The following is a 24,300-nucleotide window of genomic DNA, read 5'->3' on the forward strand; positions in this document are numbered from 1 at the left end:
TGCTTGCTATAACGTGCTACAAGTTGAATTGAAATATGGACACTATCCCACTAATGCCGGTTGCGGCAGACAAATCCCTCAAACCTGCAAGCCCGACTGCCAGCACCGCAAGTAAGAAAGCGGAGACTTCGAATGCATCACGTCTCTTGATCTTACAAAATATGGTGCCCTTGGCAACTAATTTAGTGGCTTCACAATTGGAGGCATTTTCCACACGTTTGGCAGATGCATTATTTAAATTGTCTGATCAGGCTGTGCGTCCGGATGAAGCCAAAATCAGTTTTGAGGCGTATCAATTAGTGAAGCGCAATAGCACTTCCTTCTACCGTTTAGTCGCAGGACATATAAACACCGCTCTCATCAAAGAAGTGAGCGTGTTCAACACCAGAAAACGGGTGAAGAAAGATAGTCAGTTGTTAGATACAACGGCGCAAACTTACGAAGAGATGGAAAGCAAAATTTTGCTGCGCAATGCCAGCCAATCTTTGGAAGTTTTAAATGCAGAATCGCTGGTCTTACTCAATAGCTTGATCGGTCGTATTTTGAATCGCATGCCGATTGATATCTCACAAAATCCTTTTCGGCCTGAGATTTTTATCACGGCCGTGCATAAAGCGTGGATGGAGTTAGATCCAAATTCAGCCTCGCATTTAATTGTGCTACGTCTGCTGCAACCTGCCATATTTTTACAATTAACGCCTATCTTGGATGAAATCAATCAGGAGTTGATGGCGCGTGGAATTCATCCTGGTGTGGATGATAATTTTGATAGCTCGGGCGGCGTTTTAGCGTACTTGCCAGCGCAAAGCCTGTTCAGTCTAGATCCTTATTTGCAAGATAAATTGAAACGCGTTTTCTCTGGGCAAATTGAATTGCCATCGGCAGATGGCTTGGATGGACTGGCGTCGGGTAGCGATACTTTACTCAATCAATTAGATTTGGATGATGAAGATACCCCCTTGGATAAAGCCACGGTGGATCAGCAATTCTTTGCTAATCTGGTCGAGATGCAAAAAGACTTTGCACAGAACGATGCCGCTGCACCGCAATTTGAATCGCGTTTGCGTAAAGTGTTGCGCGCACCATCGGCCGATAGTTTGAGTCTGATACAACGCAATACGGTGGAACTATTAGCGCGCGTATTTGATTATATTTTTTCTGATCCCAGTTTACGCGATGATGTGAAGACCATGATCTCGCAATTACAGATACCGATTTTGCGCGTGGCCTTGCAAGATGCGGATTTCTTTTTCCGCGAGTCACATCCGGCACGTACCCTGATGGATATTTTGGGTAGCTCTGGCATTATTCTCGACAATGAAGCAGCGCAATCAGATCCTCTATTGGGGGTCATTGGCGACGTGATAGAGCGGGTACAGTTTGAATTTGATGAACGTATAGATTTATTTTCTGATGTCGTCTCTGATCTGGAAAACTACCTTAAAGACGAAGAAGTTAAAGCCCAGGAAGTAATTAGTCAGCCTGTGCAAACGGCCTTAAGCGAAGAGAAAATGCGGGTCGCACGTGAATTCGCCGAACATGATGTGGCGATTCGGGTAGAGACTGGGGAAGTTGCAGGTTTTCTTGAAGTCTTTTTGCAAGAGCAGTGGATAAGGATATTGACGATTGCTCATAGCGTGAAAGATGAAAAACCGCACGCATTAGAAAATGCTTTAAAGACGATGGACGATTTGATCTGGAGTCTGAAACCTAAGAATAGCTCGGAAGAGCGCAAAGAATTGATCGCGAAGTTGCCTGCCATGCTGACGTTGTTGAATGCCTGGTTGAATGCGATTCGTTGGGACGAGCCTGATCGTGTTTTGTTCTTCTCAAAATTGGCGGAGCGTCATGCTTCGATGGCACGGGCACCTTTGGAACTGTCGCCACGCCGACAATTAGAAATTGCAGTCAATATCGCGCAGCGCGCCAGTAATCGTCGTCTCGATCGCTTTGTGCAAGAAAAGGTCGCCCATACTGATGATGAAGCTACTAAACAGGTCGTCAGTTTGGAGCGTGGAATCTGGCTTGATTTTTGCGACGAGAATGAACAAGTTAATCGTTATAAATTGGCTTGGATTAGCCCTAAACGCACTAGCTTTATTTTTGCTAATCGTCAGGGGCATCAAGCGTTTTCTATTTCTGCAGAAGAGTTGGAAGAAAAATATCGTACAGGCTCAGTCAGTACGATTTTGGCAAACTCTTTGGTAGATCGCGCTCTGATATATGCTTTGCGCGAGTTATCTGCCTAGAATTTTTAGCCGAGAAAAGCGGCAATTAGACTGCTCAAAAAAACAGCTCAAAAAAACAGCTCAAAAAACAGCTCAAAAAAAATCCCAGTGCTGATTCAGTACTGGGATTTTTGCTTGTGCGTCATTGCAGATTTTTTTTGTACTATTTCTCCAGATGAATTTCCATGTGGCTGTCGCCAGTTTTATTTGGAAATTCACGGAGCGCGCTTTCAACTAGCAAAGCGATATAGGGATCAATTTCTACATTGTTTTGCGTTGTTTTTGCTTTGACTGAGTAGAGTAATTTTCCAGAAGTCGCTTCGGAAATTGTGATCTCTACACCATGATCAAAGTACTGACGTACATCAAGCTGTGAACCATAGATAGGATCAAAACGGCGGCCAAACGGATAGGCAGAGTAAAACGGCTCAAAATAGCGCGGATAGAACAGGGCGCGTGGGTAGAACCGATAAGGCGGGCGGATAAAACCTGGATAAAAGCGATAAGGTTCAAAACCGCCCATTGGAATGATCATGCCCGATGGTGTGACAATATAGCTGGTAGATCCAAATGGTGATGAGACGTGAGCATTGCCCGGTATCGACACTAATTGCAGATTAACTTTCAACGCCGCTTTTCCACCCTCCACCTCAGTAAAACCCAGTTCACGCAAACGCGCTTTTACATCGTCACTGGCATGCAGATATTCTGGCTCTTTGCCTTGTTCAGGATGTTCGATCAAGCTATAGGTTTTGTCCGCAAAACTCGCTGGCAATTGATTGACGGTGCTGATTTTGCTGGAAAACGTGCTGGCACATCCTGTGAGTGCTGCTGTGCAGCAGATTAAGCTGATTAAAAATAAGCGTTTACTAAAAATATTCATGGTATTCATCTCCGGTATCGCTTGCGCGATGTGCTTCACTCTTGCTTCAATTTACGTCGTTGTTAGCGGATAGTACTAGGTAGGCAGAATTCTTCCAAGCTCGTGAAATGTTGCGACTCTATCATGATCCTGTCTGGTAGAAAAGTCTGTGATAATTTGTAACGGTGATGCCTGGAGAAAACATGATTGCATACCACTTTCGCGGAATCGTCTACTACTTCATACAAACCGATTTTTGCATGCCTTATGCTCAGCTTATTCTATCCGGGCACTGTTTGTTATTTGAGTGGGAATTTTGCGCTTTTCTCGGCTTAGATTCGACTTTAAAAGCCCATCCTTCCCCCGTGCTTGGTAAAATACAGGATTTATTTCTTATCCTGCTGACCACACCAGTTTCTGTGGCTTCATTTTTGATGTGAGTTCAATTTATGCGAAAACCAGCACAAGACATGTCCCCAGCCGCACCCCTTACGATTTATCGTAAAGATTATGTTGCCCCTGGATTTTGGGTTGATACTGTAGAAATGGGCTTCGACTTGCATCCGCAACGTACTCATGTCGCGACGCGTATCACGATGCGACGTAACCACGATAGCGCTGAAAAAGATTTGGTTCTATTTGGCGAAGATATCAAGCTGCTGCAATTGCGCATGAATGGTGTGAACCTGAAGAAATCAGCTTATACCCTGAGTAAAGAACGGCTGGTGATTAGCAATGCACCAGATCAAGTCACACTGGAAATCGAAACTGCGATTGCCGCCGACAAAAATACGACGATGTCTGGCTTGTACGTTTCTAATGGCAATTTTTTCACACAATGCGAAGCTGAAGGTTTCCGCAAAATTACGTATTTTCCAGATCGTCCGGATGTGATGGCGAGCTATACCGTGATGTTACGCGGTGATAAGAAGCGGTATCCCGTCTTGCTGTCGAATGGTAATTTGATAGAGCAAGGTGATCTCGGCGATGGTCGCCATTATGCAAAGTGGGAAGACCCATTCAAGAAGCCGTCTTATCTGTTCGCTTTAGTCGCTGGCAAGCTGGTTTGCCAAGAAGAAAAATTCAAGCTCAAATCCGGCCGTCAAGTTTTACTGCAAGTGTGGGTCGAAGAGGGCAATCTCGACAAAACGCAACACGCAATGGATTCGCTGAAAAACAGTATACGTTGGGATGAAGAGCGTTTTGGTTTAGAACTTGATCTCGATCGCTTCATGATCGTTGCCACTAGCGATTTCAATATGGGCGCGATGGAAAACAAGGGCTTGAATATTTTCAACACCAAGTACGTCCTAGCGAATTCTCGCGTGGCGACCGATACGGATTATGCGGGTATTGAATCGGTAGTTGGTCACGAATATTTTCATAACTGGACGGGCAATCGCGTCACCTGTCGCGACTGGTTTCAATTGTCTTTGAAGGAAGGATTGACGGTCTTCCGCGATCAAGAATTTTCTGGTGATCTGGTTGGTAACGAGACCGGGCGTGCGGTCAAACGCATCGAAGACGTACGCGTACTGCGTCAATTGCAATTCCCGGAAGATGCAGGTCCGATGGCACATCCTGTGCGCCCAGATTCTTTTGTGGAGATCAATAATTTCTACACGGTGACTGTGTACGAAAAAGGTTCAGAAGTGGTGCGCATGTATTACACCTTGCTGGGTCATGACGGCTTCCGCAAAGGCATGGACTTGTACTTCCAGCGCCATGATGGACAAGCGGTGACTTGTGACGATTTCCGCGCGGCGATGGCAGATGCAAATGGTCGCGACCTCAAGCAGTTTGAGCGTTGGTACAGCCAGGCTGGCACACCTCGTGTGAAGGCGCATGCTAGCTACGACGGCTATGCAAAAACGTATACGTTGAACTTGAGTCAATCTTGTCCTAAAACGGCAGGGCAAGCAAAAAAATTACCTTTTCATATTCCAGTCGCCGTTGGCTTAATCGATGCAGAAGGAAACGATATTGCTTTGCAATTGCAAGGTGAATCTGCGATTGCTACGACCAAGATTTTGGAATTAAAAGAAGCGCAGCAAAGCTTCGTGTTCACCAATATTGATCGTGAAGTTACGCCATCCATTTTGCGCAATTTTTCTGCGCCGGTGATTTTGGAATACGATTATAGCGACGAGCAATTAGCGCATTTGTTAGCACACGATAGCGACCCATTCTGTCGTTGGGAAGCGGGACAACGATTGGCGATGCGCCGTTTGTTGGGCTTAGTCAGTGCGGTACAAAAGGGTGAAGCCTTGAGCTTAGATGATTTGTTCATACTAGCTTTGCGTAAGACTTTAAACGATCAACATCTCGATCCTGCCTTCCGTGAATTAGTGTTGACCTTGCCGTCTGAAGTCATGATTGCTGAAGAAATGGCAATCGCTGATCCGCATAGTATTCACACCGCACGTCAATTTGTGCGCGCGACGTTAGCGCAGCATTTGAAGGCAGATTTGCTGCAAGCCTATCAGGATAATTTAACACCAGGCAAATACAGTCCTGATGCGCAATCTGCGGGTAAGCGTGCTTTGAAGAATTGCGCTTTAGCGTATTTAGTCGAGTGGCCAGACGCAGCAACTTATGCGTTAGCGCATACCCAGTATCAAGAAGCGGAGAATATGACTGATAGGATCGCCGCTTTGAGCGCGATGCTGCATTGTTCTTCCGCTTTGGATAAAGCGCATAGCAAGACACGCAAACAAGTGTTAGCACACTTCTATAAAGAGTTTGAAAGCGAAGCACTTGTGATCGACAAATGGTTCACGCTGCAAGCAACTGCCCCAACAGCGGATGTTGAACAAGTACGCGCATTGATGCAGCACAAGGCTTTTAGCATGAGTAATCCGAATCGTGCACGGAGCTTGATTTTCGCTTTTTGTAATGCCAATCCAGCGCGCTTCCATGTGGCTGACGGTAGTGGTTATGCTTTATGGGCAGAGTGCGTGATTGCATTGAATAAACTCAATCCGCAAGTCGCGGCGCGCTTGTCTCGCAGTTTGGATAGATGGACCAAATATCCAAAAGCGAATCAAGCCTTAATGAAAACGGCTTTGCAAAAAGTAGCAGCGACCAAGAATTTGTCGAAGGATGTCTTAGAAGTGGTAACGAAAGCTTTGGCGGCATAATGTTATGCGATGTCGTAAATGTAGAGCGGGTGCAACCCGCGCCGCCTGACCATAGAGCACGTGAGCAGCGCGGGTTGCACCCGCCCTAAGAAATAGTAGATCTTGATGGTCGATCTCTGCGATAAGCGCGATTGGTATCGTCAGCGCGAATTTTGAATAGTACATTTTTGTAAGATTTATTTTAAAGAAGGAAGAATATGAAACGCATTAGTCTGACCCGTTTTTTGGTCGAAGAGCAAAGGCTCAATAATAGTATCCCTGCCGAACTACGCCTGTTAATTGAAGTGGTAGCACGCGCTTGTAAAACCATTAGTCACGCGGTTGGTAAAGGTGCACTGGGCGAGGTCTTAGGTACGGCGCATACAGAAAATGTACAAGGCGAAGTGCAAAAGAAACTCGATATTTTGTCGAACGAAATTCTGTTAGAGGCGAATGAATGGGGCGGCCATTTAGCGGCGATGGCATCGGAAGAAATGGAAACTATCCATCCTATTCCTAACCGTTATCCGCAAGGCGAATACATGCTCTTGTTCGATCCTCTCGATGGCTCCAGTAATATCGATGTGAATGTGTCGATCGGTACTATCTTTTCTGTCCTGAAAGCACCCGAAGGCATGGGCACACCGACAGAACAAGACTTCTTACAAAAAGGGTCTCAACAAGTGGCGGCGGGTTATGCGATTTATGGTCCGCAAACCATGTTGATTTTCACTACCGGTAATGGCGTCAATTGCTTTACGCTCGATCGTGAAATGGGCTCATGGGTCCTGACCGAACGCAACATCCAAATCCCAGTGGACACGCAAGAATTCGCGATCAATATGTCAAATGTGCGCCATTGGTATCCGCCAGTCACACGTTATGTGGACGAAATGCTGGCAGGTAAAACCGGCCCACTCAATAAAAATTACAATATGCGCTGGATCGCGTCGATGGTGGCGGACGTACATCGTATTTTGCATCGCGGCGGCATCTTCATGTATCCAGCCGATAAGCGTGAACCGGACAAGGCTGGCAAATTGCGCTTGATGTATGAAGCCAATCCTATGTCCATGATCGTTGAACAAGCAGGTGGCGCATCAACTGACGGTAAGCAACGTATGCTAGATGTTCAACCTAGCTCATTGCATCAGCGAGTCGCAGTGTTTTTGGGGTCGAAAAATGAAGTGGAATTGGTGACACGTTATCACGCTGAACATTCTGAAGCCTAAATTGAGAAAATATAGGTGCGATTTGCGAAATGCAATCGCACCTAATACATGCTTAAGTGACAGGTGAATTTTTAATAGAAACCGGTAAATATTTTCAACTACGGTGATTTAGAAGTATGAATTCCACAGAAAAACATTAAACCATCAAATTTTTCAACATAAGTAGATTTGGGTTCAATTGCTTTGGTCATAGGATTGGGGAATTTGTAATGCGTCCAACCGCTATTCTTGTCTTTGGTGATCCGAAACATATCTTTGACCATAGCGGTACCTTCATGGTCGCGCATTTCCATAATGTTCTTCCCTATCATTTTGTGTTCGAAGCCATGGGCCAGTACCACGCCTTTTGCATCCATAATGACGGTAAACATCTCTTTGTCAACAAACGGTCCTTTTAATTTGCTTACTTCGGCCAGGGTCTTTTCTTTGCCGAATTTTTGGTAATGTGCAATTGCTTTCTTGACCATAGCGACTGCTTCTTCAGGTTTATTCAGATCGGCGGCAAGCGTAGCCTCAATCGAGCAGAAAATACAGATGAAGAGTGCGACAAAAAGCTTAAACATGATGCGAATTTTCTATAAGTAATGTTGAGTTTTATTGTATCGGCAAATTGATAAATGACAAGTGAAATGTTTAAGCTCATGCAGAATCAGCAGACTTGTGAGTGTTGAAAGTCTTCGATTCAAACTGGTCATACCGGCATTCCCTGATTGAGGTTTTATGCGTAGAATCTGATGCAATTTCAAAATGCCGCTGATACGATGACCATCAATTACCAACAAATCCTCGACGACATCCATCAAGAAATTCAGCCCTTGCTGGCTCAAGGCAAGGTTGCGACTTATATTCCCGAGCTGTCCAAAGTTTCACCACAACATTTCGGCATGGCAGTCTACTGTTTGGATGGACGTAGTTTTACGGTCGGTGATGCGCAACAAAAATTTTCCACGCAAAGTATCACCAAATTATTCGCTTTGTCCTTGGCATTTGAACGTGAAGGCAATGCCATTTGGAAGCGGGTAGGGCGTGAGCCTTCGGGTAATCCATTTAACTCCTTGTCCCAGTTAGAGTACGAACGCGGTATACCGCGAAATCCGTTTATCAATGCAGGTGCCTTGGTCATTAACGATATCTTGGCGCAGCGCTTTGTGCAGGCCGATATTGCCGTTTTGCAGTTTATGCGTATGTTGGCGGATGAAGTAAAGATTGATTTTGATCGTGAGGTAGCGATCTCTGAAGAGAAGCATGCACATAGAAATAGTGCGATTGCGCATTTGATGAAAGACTTTGGCAATTTGCATAATCCGGTCGACTCAGTAATCGCTAGTTACTGTCGTCAATGTGCTATCACCATGACCTGCCTGGAGTTAGCTAAGGCGGGAAGCTTTTTAGCTAATCATGGCACCATCCCTTGGAATGGCAACAAGATTTTGGATTCTAGTTCTGCCAAACGACTCAATGCCTTGATGCTCACTTGCGGTACCTATGACGTGGCAGGCGACTTCGCTTTTCGCGTCGGTTTGCCCGCCAAGAGCGGCGTGGGCGGTGGCATCTTGGCTCTTGTGCCGGGCGAGTTGGCGGTCTGTGTCTGGTCACCCGGACTTGACCCTGCGGGTAATTCTTTAGCCGGTGTGATGGCTTTAGAGTTGTTTACGACGATGACAGCTCGGTCGATTTTTTGATCAGAATCCGTCTTAAGCTATTTTAAACATGGTATGAAATTTTCAAATTGCGTGTAGATGCAAGCGCATTCATAAGCGGGGAACAGAGGCATTTAGGTTTGAACAGGCCAGCGAATGCCATTGTGGAGAAATTTGGCCGTTGCGGCACACCCGATCTGCAAACGATCAGCAAGCCAAAAAATAATTTAGCGTCAAATATATAAGAGTCGAATAAAGCCACAACTTATTCGCTAAGTATGCAGCTGCGTTACGTCTACTATGAGCGATTTAAGGCTCAAACCTATCCTTACGTAAAATTAAAATTCGAATCAATAAAGCTCGGTATACTTCTTTCAAAACAAAGTATGTATTGAGATCCAAATGCCATCCCCAACAAGTCAGCAAGCTCACTTTCAACCCCGCATCACCCTACAAACCCTACACCGCGGTGACGGCTTATTAGGCATGAAACCTACAGGTAGGTTCGGTCCGCGTGGTGGCAGCGTCACTGTGGTGCAAATCGATTGGCTATACACAACCGACACTGGTCTGAGCTGGACCACGCCAGCACCAATCACGCTATTGAATCGCCGACCCCATGCCACTCATTTAATGGAAGACGCGCAAGGCCAGCCAGTCGTGCTAGTCCGCGATCTCGGTGCGGAAGCGGATGCTTTGGATAAAGTGTGGGACTTGAATTTACAACCTGTGCCCGCCAAGAGTTTGCAATGGCGTAGTGAGGAAGCGGCTTTGCAATTTGGTCCGCTATGGAGTTTACAGCAAGAGGATTTTTTTGCGGATTTTTGGGCCGAGGAATTGCCGCGTTTGCAGGCACTAGGTTGGCGTGTTGTCGTGCGTCCAGGTTTTGCACATGAGAGCGTGCCTGTGGATGCCTGGCATTTGATAATTGATCCCGCCAGCGGCGAAGTGTTAGGCAAAGAAGTCGCCGCACCGATGCGTGGCTATGCGCCGGCCATTGTGCCCGTGGGCTTGCCGGCGCGAGAAGGTTCGTGGTTGTTGAGTTTGGGTGTTGAGATTGATGGGCAGATTGTGGATCTGGTGCCTATGCTGGCGAATTTGTTGCGACGTGATGCGCGTTGGCTGGACGCCAGGCAGGTGGCGGCGATTGACGATCTGGCAGTCATACAATTGCGTGCACCGGGTGGTAAGCGTATCGATGCTTTGGCTGCGCCTTTGAAAGCGATAGTCACCCACATGTTGGAATTGTTGACCGACGAGCAGCGCCCACAAGATCGACTGGCGGGACCTTTGCACTTGTCGGCTTGGGATGGCTATCGACTCGAAGCCTTGCGCCAATCTTTGCTTGATAGTCAGGTCGCGCGGGCTGGTGTGCACGGTGGCTGGCAATTGCGTGGTGATCTGGGTTTGCGTGAATTGGCGCAACGCTTGCAAATGGTCGGCGAATTAAAGCCTATCGCTGCGCCAACTGGTTTGGGCATCACCTTGCGGCCATATCAATTGCATGGTGTCGCGTGGTTGCAGTATTTGCGTGAACATCATCTCGCTGGTATTTTGGCGGACGATATGGGCTTGGGTAAAACGGCGCAAGCCTTGGCGCATATTTTGATAGAGAAGCAAGCAGGGCGTTTGGATAAGCCTGCTTTGATTGTGCTGCCGACCTCGTTGGTGTTTAACTGGCAGGCTGAAGCGCAGCGCATGGCACCAGGTTTGCGTGTGCTGGCATTACAGGGCGCGCAACGTTCAGAGAATTTTTGCCAGATGGCTGATGTCGATATTGTATTGACCACTTATCCTTTGTTGTGGCGTGATTTAGCTGTTTTGGAACAGCAAACATTTCATCTCCTCATTTTGGATGAGGCGCAAACTGTGAAGAATGCTTCGAGTCGTGCTGCCGATGCCGTACGTCGTTTGTGTGCACGCCACCGAATCTGTATTACGGGCACGCCGCTGGAAAATAATCTCGGTGAACTGTGGACGCAGTTTGATTTTTTGATGCCGGGATTTTTAGGCGATATGCGCAGCTTCACACGGCTCTGGCGTAAGCCTATCGAAGTTAATGGTGAAACGCTGCGGGCGCAATTGTTAGCGCGGCGTGTGCGACCCTTCATTTTGCGGCGACGTAAAGATGAAGTCGCAAGTGAATTGCCAGCCAAGACCGAGGTGATTAAACGCTTGCAATTGCAAGGACAGCAGCGTGAATTGTATGAAAGCGTGCGGGTCGCAGCGGATGAACAAATTAGAAAGCTCTTACAGCGCAGAGGCTTTGCTGGCAGCCAGATTACGATACTCGATGCTCTCTTAAAACTACGTCAGGTTTGCTGTGATCCCTATCTTTTAAAGGGTTCCAAGACCCCCGACAACATGGAGCGCGCCAAGCTAGAAATGCTCAGCGATATGCTGCCTAGCCTAGTAGCAGAAGGTAGGCGTATTTTGGTATTTTCCCAGTTCACCGAGATGTTGGATTTGATCGCAGTACAGTTGGAGAAGTTGGCTTTACCGTTTTTGAGTCTGACCGGAAAAACGCCGGTAGCACAACGTGGTGCGGTAGTAGCGCGATTTCAAAATCAAGCTGAAGACAATGCGCCGCCTATTATGCTGATCAGCTTAAAAGCTGGTGGTGTGGGTTTGAATTTAACGGCAGCTGATACCGTGATTCACATGGACCCATGGTGGAATCCCGCCGTCGAAGAACAAGCCACCTCACGCGCCCATCGTATCGGTCAGGACAAGAATGTATTCGTGTTTAAGCTGGTAGTCGAGGGCAGCATAGAAGAGCGCATACTCGGTTTGCAAGAACGCAAAGCGGCATTGGCAGAAGGCGTGCTTGGTAGTGATGCGGCGTTTTCTGCGAAGTTTAATGTTGAGGATTTGCAGGGATTGTTGCAGCCTTTGGGCTTGTATGGGGAGGTCGGCTTTTGATTGACTTTAGGTTTTGTAGGGCGGGTGCAACCCGCGCTGTAAATAGATTTTAACGATTTATCGTTCAACTATTTTCTCTCGTTTCAATTCACCATCGCGGCATGTTAAAAATTTTGACGGCGTGGGTTGCACCATCCTTTCAAGGCTCGTCTCTGATTTGCAATCTCAAGGAGATCAGAACTTTTTTGACCGTATTATGTGGTTTGTATACTCCTTTCCCTTCAAGGGGAAGGTTGGGATGGGTATGGGTTATCGCCTTGGTTCCAGTAAGACTGGTTATTTTTTGATCGTATTTTTTTGTCGTTGATCTGCAGTCTGTAGGTCGGGAGTGGCCCGACAGCCAGTTACCTTTTTTGCTTCGCCAAAGAAAGGAAGCAAAGAAAGGCGACCACGCTGCCACTGGCCTTCGGCTTCCCAATTGTGCAGGACAAAAAATGGGAAAGTATTGAAACTCGCTGCGCTCAAACACAAGACTTTCTTTATCCATTTTCTGTCCTGCACAATTGGCAGTGTCAGAAGTGGAACAGCGTCAAAGTCAAAAGCAACCCCAACATCAAAAAGCAGCCCCAACATCAAAACAAACAGTATCAACCGTATTGGCGCTCAGTTAAGCTCAAAAAATCGAGATGTCATCCCTGCGTAGGCAGGGATCCAGTGACGTTCGGCTTGTACGCCACTGGATTCCCGCCTTCGCGGGAATGACGATACGTAGAATTAGCCGTTGATGGCGGTTGTTTTTGAATTTGCCTTTGACCTACCCCCGTTAGAGACGATGTAATTTGTGCGTCCCAGAAAATGGATAAGAAAGTGTTGCTGTCTGAGCCGCAGGCGAGTTTCAACACTTTCCCATTTTTTGGGACGCACAAATTATGCTGGAGCGTAGCGTAAGCACCCGCAGGGCGAGTCTACGGTCGCCTTTTTTGGATTACCTTTTTTGGCGAAGCAAAAAAGGTAATTGGCTGTCGGGCCACACCCGACCTGTGAACGATGAGCACAGGAAAAAAACATTCCAAGCAAAAAAACTTGAAATAGAAGAAAAATTAGTTGTTTGGGACAGGTACAACCCGGTGCTGTAAATCTATTTCAAGGATTTGTCGTTAAACTTTTTTGATCTCACTTTACCCACGCGGCGACTTGAAGAGTCAGGCGGTGCGGGTTGCACCTGCCCTGCATGATTTTGATTTGATGAATAGGCATATCGAAAACCAGAGGCTCTATTCCTGCACAAAGCGCAATGTATTGCCATCTGGATCGTTGACGTAGAATTCGCGAGTTCCCCAAGTCTGGTCTAATGGTCCTTCATGTACTGGAGAGTCAGGATTTCCCGGCGTAACAAGTCCCCGAGCAAGATAACGTTTAAACAGTGCGTCGATTTCATCAGTCAGCACAACAATAGCTTGACCAAACACACCGTCGCCGCTGTGACTGGAAAGGAATATTCGATCAGACCCTCTGATTAGGACGCAGAATGAAGGATCATCTTCGGGAAGCTCATTATCCAATCGCTCAAAGTCCAGAATGCTCGTATAGAACTTCAACGCTGTTTTTATATTACGGCAGCGAATAGTTGGGATGATTGCCATGGCTTGCTCCTTCTATTCCGCGGTCTAAGCTTAGCTTGTATAGTGTCGGCACAATTCGCCCCGCGACATTGACGAAGCGATTTGTTGTGCATTGGTCGTTTGTTGGAATAAATTTACCGTGTGAGTCTCTTAGTTGTCAGTGGGCGGGCCTTACAAAGCTGATCAATGCAACAAAGCGAGAAGCGGTGTTAAAAATTCGTTATAGATTTTTTTTAGCATACCAAGCCTTGCTTTCTTCGGACGCAATAAAAACATAAGCTGCAACAAACATTAAAAGTTCAAAAGCATAAAAAATTTGCGCGACCCCAATGCCATACTGCATTAGATCCCAAACCAGAGATACGAGCATTATTAGGCCAACTAAAATCAAAGTTAATTTGATACTCTTTCCTCTAATGAGATCCCAAATTATCCAAGCAACAATGAAGGTCCAGATAACATTAATTCCTAAGGTAAGCGGGTCACTGAAACTGATATCTTCGTACTCAAGACCATCAAAATAAACTGCAATCAAGGTCGAAATGCATGAAAGTATAAGTGCTACAACGGCTTTTTTAATATTCAAAGGCATGAAAGAATTTCCTGTTAGTTGGCTTGTAGTTTGATTCCAACGATTTGTCGTTCAACTATTTTTCTCACTCTCAATCACCATCGCCACATATCGAAAATTCTGGTGGCGCTGGTTGCACCCGGCCTAGGATCAGCATTGAATTGTTAGATTGCGCTGGCTTTGGCTCTTGTAACCGCTTCTTGTAATTGATTTTCAAATAGTTCGCTATCATCGCGATCTGTATTCGCAAGCCTATACTCTGCCTCGATTAAAACTCTAGGAAAAGCAATTTTTTGGTTTAACAAGGTAGCGACCATCAGGTCTGAAAGTTCCATTAGAGGCGTGGCCCATGCCTCTTTGCAGCGTTGCGTGAGACCTGTATCAGCAGACCCAGTCCAACGGCCAACAATTTTCTCGACGCTAATTTCTCTATTCATCCTGGAATCTATCGATGATTTAAATTTCAAAATGAAATGATATCCGAGTGCCTATTGGAATTCAATTTGTTTCAAACCCTTGAAAGTTCTGGCAGCGAGGGTTGTATTCACTCTACAGGGCTTTCGAGCTTGTATTTGTTTTGTCGTTGATCCGCGGTCTGTAGGTCGGGGGTGGCCCGATAGGTTGGACTATAGTCCAACAGATTCCTTTCTTTGCTTCGCCAAAGAAAGGAAGCAAAGAAAGGAAGCAAAGAAAGGCGACCACGCTGCCACTGGCCTTCGGCTTCCCAATTGTGCAAGACAAAAAATGGGAAAGCTTCGAAACTCGCTACGCTCAAACAATGAAGCTTTCTTTATCCATTTTCTGTCCCGCACAATTGGCAGTGTCAGAAGTGGAACAGCGTCAAAGTCAAAAGCAACCCCAACATCAAAAAGCAGCCCCAACATCAAAACAAACAGTATCAACCGTATTGGCGCTCAGTTAAGCTCAAAAAATCGAGATGTCATCCCTGCGTAGGCAGGGATCCAGTGACGTTCGGCTTGTACGCCGCTGGATTCCCGCCTTCGCGGGAATGACGATACGTAGAATTAGTCGTTGATGGCGGTTGTTTTTGAATTTGCCTTTGACCTACCCCCGTTCAAGACGATGTAATTTGTGCTTCACAGAAAATGGATAAGAAAGTGTTGTGTTTGAGCGTAGCGAGTTTCAACACTTTCCCATTTTTTGTGAAGCACAAATTATGCTGGAGCGTAGCGTAAGCACCCGCAGGGCGAGTCTACGGTCGCCTTTTTTGGATTACCTTTTTTGGCGAAGCAAAAAAGGTAATTGGCTGTCGGGCCACACCCGACCTGTGAACGGCGAGCACAGGAAAAAAACATTCCAAGCAAAAAACTTGAAATAGAAGAAAAATTAGTTGTTTGGGACAGGCACAACCCGGTGCTGTAAATCTATTTCAAGGATTTGTCGTTAAACTTTTTTGATCTCACTTTACTCACGCGGCGACTTGAAGAGTCAGGCGGTGCGGGTTGCACCCGCCCTACAGAATTGCATAGTGCAATGGAGTTCGTCCAAGGTCATCAACTCCTGGTCGAACATTTGATTTTGGTTTTCTGTTTGCCATGCTTGCTTATACTTATTATCGCTTGAAAAAACTTGTTTAAATGCGAAGCTTAGTCAAACTATCGCTTAGGCAAAGGAATCCGCTCACTCTCACCAGGCACTTGCCCCATACCCAAAGCACTATCACCAGCCTCCCATGCCAGCGATGCAGCCTCAATATCTTCCTTATGACTAGCAACAAAATTCCACCACATAAATCGATGCCCCAAAGCCTGACCACCTACAAGTACCAAGCGTGTCGGACGGTCTCCACTGCTGATACTTTGCTCCTGATCGATGACTAACATCGTATGTGATTCCAAGCTCTCGCCAGCGACTAAGACTTCACCTTCGATCGGATATATCGCTTGCTCGTCCGCCAGCATCGGTAATTGCCATTGACTATTCGGCGGCAATTGAATATCGAGATAAAGTGTCGGCGCTAAAGTTGGGACGGGAGAGTTGGCGCCAAATGCGCTTCCGACTAATACGCGTATGGTTGCATTGCCATTGCTGATTTCCGGGATGGCGGAAGCAGGCGTATGGCTAAACGAGGCGGGGATTTTTTCCTTGTCTTCGGGTACGGCTATCCATAATTGCAAACCGTGGTTGACGTAGGTGTCATTCTTTTGTTCTTCTGGCTTACGTTCTGAGTGGACGATGCCACTTCCGGCGATCATCAAATTGATCGCACCAGGTTCTATGCGTTGGGTGTAGCCGAGATTGTCTCTGTGCAGAATCACGCCATCGAATAAATACGTTATTGTCGCTAAGCCTATGTGAGGGTGGGGGCGGACATCGTGATTGTCTTCGGGCTTGACGGTCACTGGACCAAAGTGATCGAAGAAGATAAATGGGCCGACTGCCTGCCGTTTTGCGGATGGTAACAAACGATTGACGACAAAGCCGCCGCCTAGATCTTTGCCATGGGCTTTGAGTACTTTAGTGGGGTCAAATGGATAGCTGGTACTCATTTTGCACGCTCGACTTTCGTGGTGATTTCTGTGGTGACGCTAGTCATTAGTTTATGCACTGGGCATTTTTCTGCGACTGCACTCAGTTGGGAAAATTCTACCTCACTGATGTCGCCGTGAATAATTAGCTGAGTGCTTAATCGATAAATGCCTTGTCGTTCATCGCTATCGTCGCGTTCTATTCGGGTATCTATGTGCGTGACAGGAATATTCTTTTTACGGGCGAACCACATTACGGTTAAGGCCTTACAGGACGCTAGTGCAGCATCGTAGAGATCGTGTGGACTAGGTCCCAGATCTTCACCACCTTCGGCGCTGGAAACGTCTGTAGTCAGTTGATGATCTCCCATGTGCAGGGTCTGTGCTAATAGTGCTTGGGCTTTGCTTTCTAAACTGATGTTCATTGTTTTTCCTTAAAGGTTAAGGTACATTTTAACCAAGCATGATCGCAAATACTGCCAGTACGGTTCAAATTTTTTGTTTGGATGAAATCACGATGCCTGCGACGATGAGGAAGAAAGCTAGACCGTGATACCAATCAGGTAGCTCTCCCAAAATTGCAGCAGACAAAATCGTCGTGAACAAGGGTGTCAGATTGACGAAAAATCCCGCCACATTGGGTCCGGCTTTTTGTACTCCTGCGCCCCAACAGCGAAAAGCGATCAAGGCGGGGCCAATAGCAACGAAGATAATTGCAGCCAGTAATTGCCAGCTCCACTGAATGTGGTAATCGATTAACGCCCATTCTCCAGCGGCAAATAGTCCTGACCAGATCACACCAAAGCTGATTTGTGCGAGCAAAAAAAAGGTCCAGCGCGGTCGTAGCTCTTGATACTTGCTCTGGTCAGTGAGTAGCCAGCTATAAAACGACCAGGCGATGGTGGCGGCGATCATGAGTAGGTCGCCTGCAACTAAATGTAAGGCGAGCAGATGCTCGAGTTTGCCACGACTTAGCACCAATAGCACACCAACAATAGAAAGCGCTGCGCCTGCGATTTGCAGCATACGTATTTGGGCATCAAAGAAAAGCCAACCGACTAGCATCATCCAAACGGGCATGCCGGATGCGACTAAGGTGACATTAATAGGGCCCGAACTTTGCAGTGCGGCATATTGCAAGGCATTGTAGACACCTATGCCTAATAGACCCAAGACCGCATAGCGCTTAGCATCGCGCCAAAGGCTGCTGTTAGTTTTGAAAATAGGATAAGCAAACGGCAACAAAATGAAGAAGGCGCACAGCCAGCGTAGAAAATTCAAAGTTACAGGGGGAATGTCGTGATAAATCAGACGCCCAACGATGGCGTTCGCAGCCCATAGCATGGGCGGGATGGTGAGTAGGATGATGGTGTTAATTGAGAGCTTATGGCGCATAGGGATAGGAAGGTAATTTAGTTTTGTATTATCCACGTTAATTGGAATGCTAGTATTTTGTTGCCGCATGGAACTATTTATCTGGCTAATTGTCTGAGCTTGCGCTGTACATGCTGCGATTTGGATAAATTGACTCAGGTAGGTGTTTTTCGATGTTAAATAAAATACATGGGGAATGGGAAATTAGTGTGGTGCGTGATGTGCTGGTGTCAAGCTTTGCGGGGGTTTTCAATGAACCTGGTACGCGCGCCTATTTTGCGGAGGCGATGCAAAAAGCACCCTTAGACCGGGCCTGGGTTGCCTTAAGTCATTCCGAAAATTGGGATATGTCGGGCGCCGCTGCGCTAGCGATATTTGCCGAAATGCGCGCCTATGCATTTGCTAATAACTGCCAAGGACTTGCTGTGGTCATTCCTAGTGCATTACGCAAAATGATACATCAGCGTCAAACGGGTAAATTTTCGGAAGACTTAGTGGCCTATTTCACCAAGTTGGAAGACGCCTGCTTGTGGTTGCAAAGTAGAGGTTTTTCGTTTGCGGTTGATGATTATCCGCATTATGAATTTTTAGCCCGAACCCGGCTAGCTTAGTGCAAACTAGGCGCCTACAAAGTTTCTCAGCAGGCTTCTGTCTTAGCTCATTGCTAATTGCATGACTTCTATATCGAGACTCATCAAGATCGCTATATTTATATGTAAATCGACCTAATATGTAATATTTTAACTATTTGACATATTAAATGCCTTGCGGCACTCTTGTGGTTTAGATTTTCTATTTTCCTTTTTTGAGGTGATCTCATGCCCGTATATCGTTCCCGAACCACCACCCACGGTCGCAACATGGCAGGTGCCCGCGCCTTATGGCGTGCCACTGGGATGATGGATGGCGATTTTGAAAAGCCGATTGTGGCGGTGGTTAACTCTTTCACGCAGTTTGTGCCGGGTCACGTACATTTAAAAGACTTAGGTCAAATGGTGGCACGTGAGATTGAAGCGGCTGGCGGTGTGGCGAAGGAATTCAATACCATTGCGGTGGATGATGGTATCGCGATGGGACATGGCGGCATGTTGTATTCACTGCCATCGCGCGAATTGATCGCGGATTCGGTCGAATACATGGTGAACGCCCATTGCGCCGATGCCATGGTGTGTATTTCGAATTGCGACAAAATTACGCCTGGCATGTTGATGGCAGCGATGCGCTTGAATATTCCTGTGGTGTTTGTTTCTGGTGGTCCTATGGAAGCGGGTAAGGTTTTAGAAACCTTGCATCCAAAACAAACCGGCGAGCAAAAAATCATGAAAATCGATTTGGTCGATGCCATGATTAAGGCCGGTGATAGCAAGGTTAGCGATGAAGAAATCGGACGTATCGAGCGTTCAGCTTGCCCGACTTGCGGTTCGTGCTCAGGTATGTTCACCGCAAATTCCATGAACTGTTTGATGGAAGCTTTAGGTTTAGCGTTGCCAGGCAATGGCACGATTTTGGCGACCCATGCCGACCGTAAGGAATTGTTTTTGCGCGCTGGTCGTTTGATCGTGGATTTGGCCAAGCGCCATTATGAGCAGGATGATTACACCATCTTGCCCCGCTCGATTGCCAACAAAGCGACCTTCGAAAACGCCATGGCACTCGATGTGTCTATGGGCGGCTCCACCAATACGGTATTGCATTTGTTGGCAGCAGCACATGAGGCTGGCGTGGATTTCAAAATGGCCGATATCGATCGCATTTCACGCAAAGTTCCTTGTTTGTGTAAAGTCGCACCGATGACGGATAAATATCATATCGAAGACGTGCATCGTGCGGGTGGCATTATCGCGATTTTAGGTGAATTGGCACGTGCGAATTTATTTGATACGACCCGCCCGACGATACACGCGCCGACTTTTGCCGAAGCGATTGCGCATAACGATATCGCTGTTAGTGACGACGCCGCGGTTAGAAAATTATTTATGGCAGCACCGGGTGGTGTTCCTACCCAAACTGCTTTCTCACAAGATAAGCGCTTTGATAGTTTGGATACAGATCGCGCGAATGGTTGTATCCGTGATTACGAGCATGCCTATTCCAAAGATGGCGGCCTTGCGGTCTTGTACGGCAATCTGGCGGAAAAAGGTTGCATCGTGAAGACCGCTGGCGTCGATGAAAGTATTTTGACCTTCAGCGGCAAGGCGCGTGTTTTTGAAAGTCAAGACGATGCGGTCGCAGCGATTTTGGGCGATACCGTGCATGAAGGTGATGTGGTGATTATTCGCTACGAAGGCCCGAAAGGTGGGCCAGGTATGCAAGAGATGTTGTACCCAACTTCGTATATCAAATCTAAGGGCTTGGGCAAAGCTTGTGCACTTTTTACCGATGGTCGATTCTCTGGCGGCTCATCCGGTTTGGTGATAGGTCATGCTTCACCCGAAGCGGCCGAAGGCGGAGCGATTGGTCTGGTCGAAGAGGGCGATCAAATCTTAATCGACATTCCAAATCGCAGCATACGTCTGGATATCAGCGATGAGACTTTGGCCGCACGTCGCGCGGCGATGGAAGCGAAAGGCGCTTTGGCTTGGCAGCCAGTGAATCGTGATCGCTATGTGTCACAGGCTTTGCAAGCGTATGCGGCATTAGCGACTTCGGCAGATCGCGGTGCTGTGCGAGATATTACGCAGTTGCGTCGTTAGTTAAGGGGTGCTGCAAGCTAAGATCATCAGTGTCTGTGCAAGCGCAAGAGCAAAATAACTTGTGCACATACTCCCTTCTCCCGCAAGCGGGAGAGGGAATGTCATCTCTATCTCGACTTGTGTTGTTGTGTTTGTAAAAAACATGGGAGAAAGAAAAGTTCCTACTACGCTTGTAAACCTTGATTTGGCCTTGGTTTCACTTGTCGCACGATTTCCACTCCCATAATTAACAGCGAACACGCCACAATCACGCCCATGAAAAACTTGGCGGTGGAATCGCTAGCAGGGGACATCATGATGGCGCCATCGGCGATCGCCCATGTCATTACCGCACAAGTCAACAAGCTCAAACCAGTTTCCATACGTCGTAATAAAGGTGTCCATCGCCCCTGAATCATGACCGTGAAGTAAAAAGGAATATTCAGTACCACCAATGTAAATAGGAGTGGCGCCTGACGCTGCAAAAAAGAATCGGTATACGTTAATGCCATATAGGCAGCAGGCGCTGCTTTGCCGGCCCAGATGACATCTAAAATCGAGCTAGGATTAGCCAGCAAATAGATTCCGCACAGCATGGCAATCAATCCTAAAGCCACCGCTAGGCGACCTCCTGTTATCCGGTCTTGTGCGCGTGGTTTCCATGTGGATTTCATCGGATAGTGTTGACGCGCCCATGATGCAAGGCCAAAACCGACAACCAACACACCGGGCCACCAGAAAGACGGAATCACGGTTTTCCCCCACCATGAACTGAGTGCGCGAATAAAATCTGTTCCGGAGTTGATAGGCTGACTCAAATTAGAAAGTAAACCTAAACTCCAGATCACTACTAAGCCGATGATGGTCAGATGTAAGAATTTGCGGCCATCTGCTGTATCAATAATGGTAAGTGCTGGTTGATAGCGTGCAGCTACTTCGTTTGGATGTCCGAAGGCTTGCAAGAAATCGATGACGAGTTCGGCGTCAAGTTGGCGACCAGTTTCTTCCGCTTTGGCCTGACATTCTTCCAATAACAAAGCACGTAATTCAAATGCCACGTCGTTGCGCTGCTTGCGTGGCAATTGCAATGCGACCTCATTGACATACGATGTAATGACATCATTGGCGTTCATCTTAGTCCTCCTGTAAAAGTCGTCCCATGACATCGTTCATGCCTTGCCATGACTCTGTCAGTTTCTTGAATAATTTCTTACCATCCGCATTGAGTGAGTAGTAGCGACGTGGCGGACCGTCTTCTATCTTCCACTCACTTTGCAGTAAGCCCTGCGTTTCTAATCTGCGTAGCAGAGGATATAAAGTACCTTCCTCAATTGACATTCCCTGTTCGGCCAAGGCTTGACGCAGCTCATACCCGTAGCGCGGTTTGCGCAATTGCGAAAGCGTGGCAAGCACCACCACGCCGCGTCGCAGTTCGAGTTCTAGTTTTCCGAAGTTATCTGTAGTAGCCATGTGGTGCACTGTACTGTGTGTTGCACAGTATGTCAAATAGATTTTTGTGTTGTTGCTTTTTTTGTATAATTCGAGGCTGTTGCTAAGTTGCGTGATAGAGCAGGGCATGCATAGAGTCGGATGACGATGAGGAAAATATTTTGTATTTAAAAAATCGTTTTGAATTTTCAGGCGGCATGTCGCAACGCTTGCTTGGTGCGCTGGCAGCTACTTTATTTCCCTTGATGTTGGGTTTAAGTTTGCATCGAAGTCATGATGCTAAAAAAGCGCCTACGTCATCCACGATTTTTCAGTTAGCTTTTATCGCTCAACCATGGCCAAGTGAGTCAGTAAATAATTCAGCCAATATGGTGACCAAGAAGGCGCCCATTCGGCATCGTGCGAAAAATTTGTCAGTAAAAGCAGCTTTTAGTCGTGATCCAGATTCGCCTGCCTCGGTAAGTGCCTCGGACGCTTCCACCCAGATCGCCGAGACTGCATTAACAACGATAACGAGTCACACTTCAGAGTCAACAGCAGACACTTGGGCAAAAAAAATTAAAGGAAAGTCAGTGATAAGCGCCTTTCAAGATGCGCGCTCAGATATTCAAAAAATGGGTGATCGCAAGGCGATTGCATTACAAGCAGAGCGTGCCAATAAATATGAAGTATTTCAAAGTGCGGCCAATAATGCAGTCATTCCTGATTGCCTCGCGCGAGGCACTACGACCAAATTGGGGCTAGACTCGTTTAAAGGCTTGCTCGCAATTCCGGCACTGGCAACGGCGGCAGCTATGGGGAAATGCAAATAGAGTTGGCGTTGTAGTGCGGCCTACTATGTGTAAGCAAATATACTACGCCTTGCAAATTTGATTTGCGTGATAGTGAGGGATGTTTTCAATGATTTAAAGCTTGGCGTCGCTTGTCCATTTACCTTGCTTCTTGATGTCGCTGCCTTGAAATTGTAACTTGTGTTTCGTTTTTACGATTTCGTTTTTTTGCCAGTAAATCTTATTAAATGAAATGCTGGTATTGCTGTCCCACTTGAGGTCTTCCGCTCCCCATTCGGCAGGTCGCATATCAAATTCTTTGATGATTCCATTGGGCGTAATTAGATAAACGCTTAGAACATTCGGTGCATAGCCTGCTTCAATATCAGCGTGTGCGACGGCCATTCTTCGTTGGTTAGGCGAGATTATGGCATCACCGCCTATGTTGGTGAGCTTGCCGAATTTCATATCGATTAAGTCGTAAGTACCGCCTTCGTAGTAAGTGGTTTCCAGCAGGCCGTAAGCTATTTCTGGGAAATATTTTGTAAATTGATAGATGCGAAAGTCATCACTGTCGCTGTCGATATTTTTGAATACTTTGACGGGCGCGGCTGACGGTTTAATTTCCAAAATGTTGCCATTGCGGCGTACCCGCGTTGGATATTTTTTGCGTAGTTCTTGTTCCAGATATTTCGCGCAGTCATAGGCGCTCTCAACTTTGACTGGACAATTGGTTTGTGCGGATACAGGTGATGTGAAACTAGCAAAAATTAGTGCAATAGCGATCAACATATTTCTGCGCTTCATAGGGGCTTGATGAAATTGCTTGATATCGTACATGCTTATTTCACTCGCAATTTTTCAATCGCATAGTCTTGCCATGCTTCGCCTATCACGGTACATGAATCATGGCAGTCAACTATAGATTGCAGCCAAGCGCCTTCAAGACGGTTAGAGCCCTTCAATTTCATTGCTATGCGACGCCACCCATACAATTCTTTCAAACAATTTTCTTTTTTCCCGCGACGTGGCTTTAATAGAACTTCACCTTCGAAAACACCATTTTTTATGATGCCACGAATGATCGTTTCGCCTTCAGAAAATCCCCATTCTTTTTGTTCCGCGCTTACTTGAGCATACTTGCCAACAAATTGTTTTCCATTCTTGCTGAATCGAATAATGCTGGAGGCTGGGAAATTGCTGGTCTCCATCCATAAGCCAACTATCGTAGACGTCTCCTTAGTCGCAGCATTAGCTAAGACCAAGCTTGGCCAGAGTAAGACGCTTAGCAAGACTGCTTTTTCAAAAAATTTTAGAACAGGCAATTCATTACTCCTTAGTTTGCACTTGATTTGTAAAAAAATCGCTGATGCTCAAAATAGCCTTAATTCAGGCTTCGGGCAAGGCAAG

20 protein-coding genes are annotated in these 24,300 nt (G+C 46.7%); 8 read left to right on the forward strand and 12 right to left on the reverse strand.

Annotation, left to right across the window (positions count from 1 at the left end):
- Positions 1-35: 35 nt before the first annotated feature.
- On the forward strand, positions 36-2,249 hold the full coding sequence (locus tag AC1RR2_RS17385) for a DUF1631 family protein (protein WP_493223540.1): 2,214 nt from the start codon (positions 36-38) through the stop codon (positions 2,247-2,249).
- A 142-nt stretch (positions 2,250-2,391) separates the two neighbouring features.
- Here the strand turns inward: AC1RR2_RS17385 and AC1RR2_RS17390 are convergent, their stop codons facing one another.
- Positions 2,392-3,111, reverse strand: a complete 720-nt coding sequence (locus tag AC1RR2_RS17390; RefSeq protein ID WP_493223541.1) for a DUF4136 domain-containing protein — start codon at positions 3,109-3,111, stop codon at positions 2,392-2,394.
- Positions 3,112-3,560: 449 nt separating this feature from the next.
- Between AC1RR2_RS17390 and pepN the strand changes: the two genes are divergently transcribed.
- Positions 3,561-6,230 (forward strand): aminopeptidase N, encoded by a 2,670-nt coding sequence (gene pepN / locus AC1RR2_RS17395; RefSeq protein ID WP_493223542.1) that lies wholly within the window; start codon positions 3,561-3,563, stop codon positions 6,228-6,230.
- Positions 6,231-6,427: 197 nt separating this feature from the next.
- Positions 6,428-7,441 (forward strand): class 1 fructose-bisphosphatase, encoded by a 1,014-nt coding sequence (locus AC1RR2_RS17400; RefSeq protein ID WP_493223543.1) that lies wholly within the window; start codon positions 6,428-6,430, stop codon positions 7,439-7,441.
- Between the two features lie 98 nt (positions 7,442-7,539).
- Here AC1RR2_RS17400 and AC1RR2_RS17405 read toward each other — a convergent pair whose 3' ends face one another.
- Entirely contained in the window at positions 7,540-8,004 is a 465-nt protein-coding gene (locus AC1RR2_RS17405) for a cache domain-containing protein (RefSeq protein WP_493223544.1), read from the reverse strand.
- 204 nt (positions 8,005-8,208) lie between these two features.
- Here AC1RR2_RS17405 and AC1RR2_RS17410 point away from each other — a divergent pair, with 204 nt between their 5' ends.
- Positions 8,209-9,123 carry a glutaminase gene (locus tag AC1RR2_RS17410; protein ID WP_493223603.1) on the forward strand — a complete coding sequence of 305 codons (915 nt, stop codon included), beginning with the start codon at positions 8,209-8,211 and terminating at the stop codon, positions 9,121-9,123.
- 360 nt (positions 9,124-9,483) lie between these two features.
- Entirely contained in the window at positions 9,484-12,003 is a 2,520-nt protein-coding gene (locus tag AC1RR2_RS17415) for a DEAD/DEAH box helicase (protein WP_493223545.1), read from the forward strand.
- 1,214 nt (positions 12,004-13,217) lie between these two features.
- Here AC1RR2_RS17415 and AC1RR2_RS17420 read toward each other — a convergent pair.
- The 6 genes from AC1RR2_RS17420 to AC1RR2_RS17445 all read right to left on the reverse strand — a co-directional run bounded on the left by AC1RR2_RS17420 (position 13,218) and on the right by AC1RR2_RS17445 (position 18,020).
- Positions 13,218-13,586 (reverse strand): bleomycin resistance protein, encoded by a 369-nt coding sequence (locus AC1RR2_RS17420; protein ID WP_493223546.1) that lies wholly within the window; start codon positions 13,584-13,586, stop codon positions 13,218-13,220.
- Between the two features lie 199 nt (positions 13,587-13,785).
- Entirely contained in the window at positions 13,786-14,157 is a 372-nt protein-coding gene (locus AC1RR2_RS17425) for a hypothetical protein (RefSeq protein WP_493223547.1), read from the reverse strand.
- A gap of 143 nt (positions 14,158-14,300) precedes the next feature.
- Positions 14,301-14,573 (reverse strand): hypothetical protein, encoded by a 273-nt coding sequence (locus AC1RR2_RS17430; RefSeq protein ID WP_493223548.1) that lies wholly within the window; start codon positions 14,571-14,573, stop codon positions 14,301-14,303.
- A gap of 1,179 nt (positions 14,574-15,752) precedes the next feature.
- Entirely contained in the window at positions 15,753-16,646 is an 894-nt protein-coding gene (locus AC1RR2_RS17435) for a pirin family protein (RefSeq protein ID WP_493223549.1), read from the reverse strand.
- On the reverse strand, positions 16,643-17,050 hold the full coding sequence (locus AC1RR2_RS17440; RefSeq protein ID WP_493223550.1) for an OsmC family protein: 408 nt from the start codon (positions 17,048-17,050) through the stop codon (positions 16,643-16,645). Before AC1RR2_RS17440 ends, AC1RR2_RS17435 begins: the two co-directional genes overlap by 4 nt.
- Positions 17,051-17,114: 64 nt before the next feature.
- Positions 17,115-18,020: a DMT family transporter gene (locus AC1RR2_RS17445; protein WP_493223551.1), complete on the reverse strand. Its 906-nt coding sequence runs from the start codon at positions 18,018-18,020 to the stop codon at positions 17,115-17,117.
- A 152-nt stretch (positions 18,021-18,172) separates the two neighbouring features.
- Between AC1RR2_RS17445 and AC1RR2_RS17450 the strand changes: the two genes are divergently transcribed.
- Both AC1RR2_RS17450 and ilvD read left to right on the forward strand, forming a co-directional pair.
- Positions 18,173-18,610, forward strand: a complete 438-nt coding sequence (locus AC1RR2_RS17450; protein ID WP_493223552.1) for a hypothetical protein — start codon at positions 18,173-18,175, stop codon at positions 18,608-18,610.
- Between the two features lie 207 nt (positions 18,611-18,817).
- A complete protein-coding gene (gene ilvD, locus AC1RR2_RS17455) occupies positions 18,818-20,692 on the forward strand; it encodes a dihydroxy-acid dehydratase (RefSeq protein ID WP_493223553.1) in 1,875 nt (624 codons plus the stop codon).
- 164 nt (positions 20,693-20,856) lie between these two features.
- Here ilvD and AC1RR2_RS17460 read toward each other — a convergent pair whose 3' ends face one another.
- Positions 20,857-21,804: a hypothetical protein gene (locus AC1RR2_RS17460; RefSeq protein ID WP_493223554.1), complete on the reverse strand. Its 948-nt coding sequence runs from the start codon at positions 21,802-21,804 to the stop codon at positions 20,857-20,859.
- A gap of 1 nt (position 21,805) precedes the next feature.
- A complete protein-coding gene (locus tag AC1RR2_RS17465) occupies positions 21,806-22,141 on the reverse strand; it encodes a PadR family transcriptional regulator (protein ID WP_493223555.1) in 336 nt (111 codons plus the stop codon).
- A 140-nt stretch (positions 22,142-22,281) separates the two neighbouring features.
- Here AC1RR2_RS17465 and AC1RR2_RS17470 point away from each other — a divergent pair, with 140 nt between their 5' ends.
- Positions 22,282-22,932 (forward strand): hypothetical protein, encoded by a 651-nt coding sequence (locus tag AC1RR2_RS17470; protein WP_493223556.1) that lies wholly within the window; start codon positions 22,282-22,284, stop codon positions 22,930-22,932.
- A 93-nt stretch (positions 22,933-23,025) separates the two neighbouring features.
- Here the strand turns inward: AC1RR2_RS17470 and AC1RR2_RS17475 are convergent, their stop codons facing one another.
- Both AC1RR2_RS17475 and AC1RR2_RS17480 read right to left on the reverse strand, forming a co-directional pair.
- Positions 23,026-23,730 carry a hypothetical protein gene (locus AC1RR2_RS17475; protein WP_493223557.1) on the reverse strand — a complete coding sequence of 235 codons (705 nt, stop codon included), beginning with the start codon at positions 23,728-23,730 and terminating at the stop codon, positions 23,026-23,028.
- A 2-nt stretch (positions 23,731-23,732) separates the two neighbouring features.
- Positions 23,733-24,215 carry a hypothetical protein gene (locus AC1RR2_RS17480; RefSeq protein ID WP_493223558.1) on the reverse strand — a complete coding sequence of 161 codons (483 nt, stop codon included), beginning with the start codon at positions 24,213-24,215 and terminating at the stop codon, positions 23,733-23,735.
- Between the last annotated feature and the right edge of the window lie 85 nt (positions 24,216-24,300).

Source organism: Undibacterium sp. GW821-FHT11H02 (assembly GCF_058808015.1).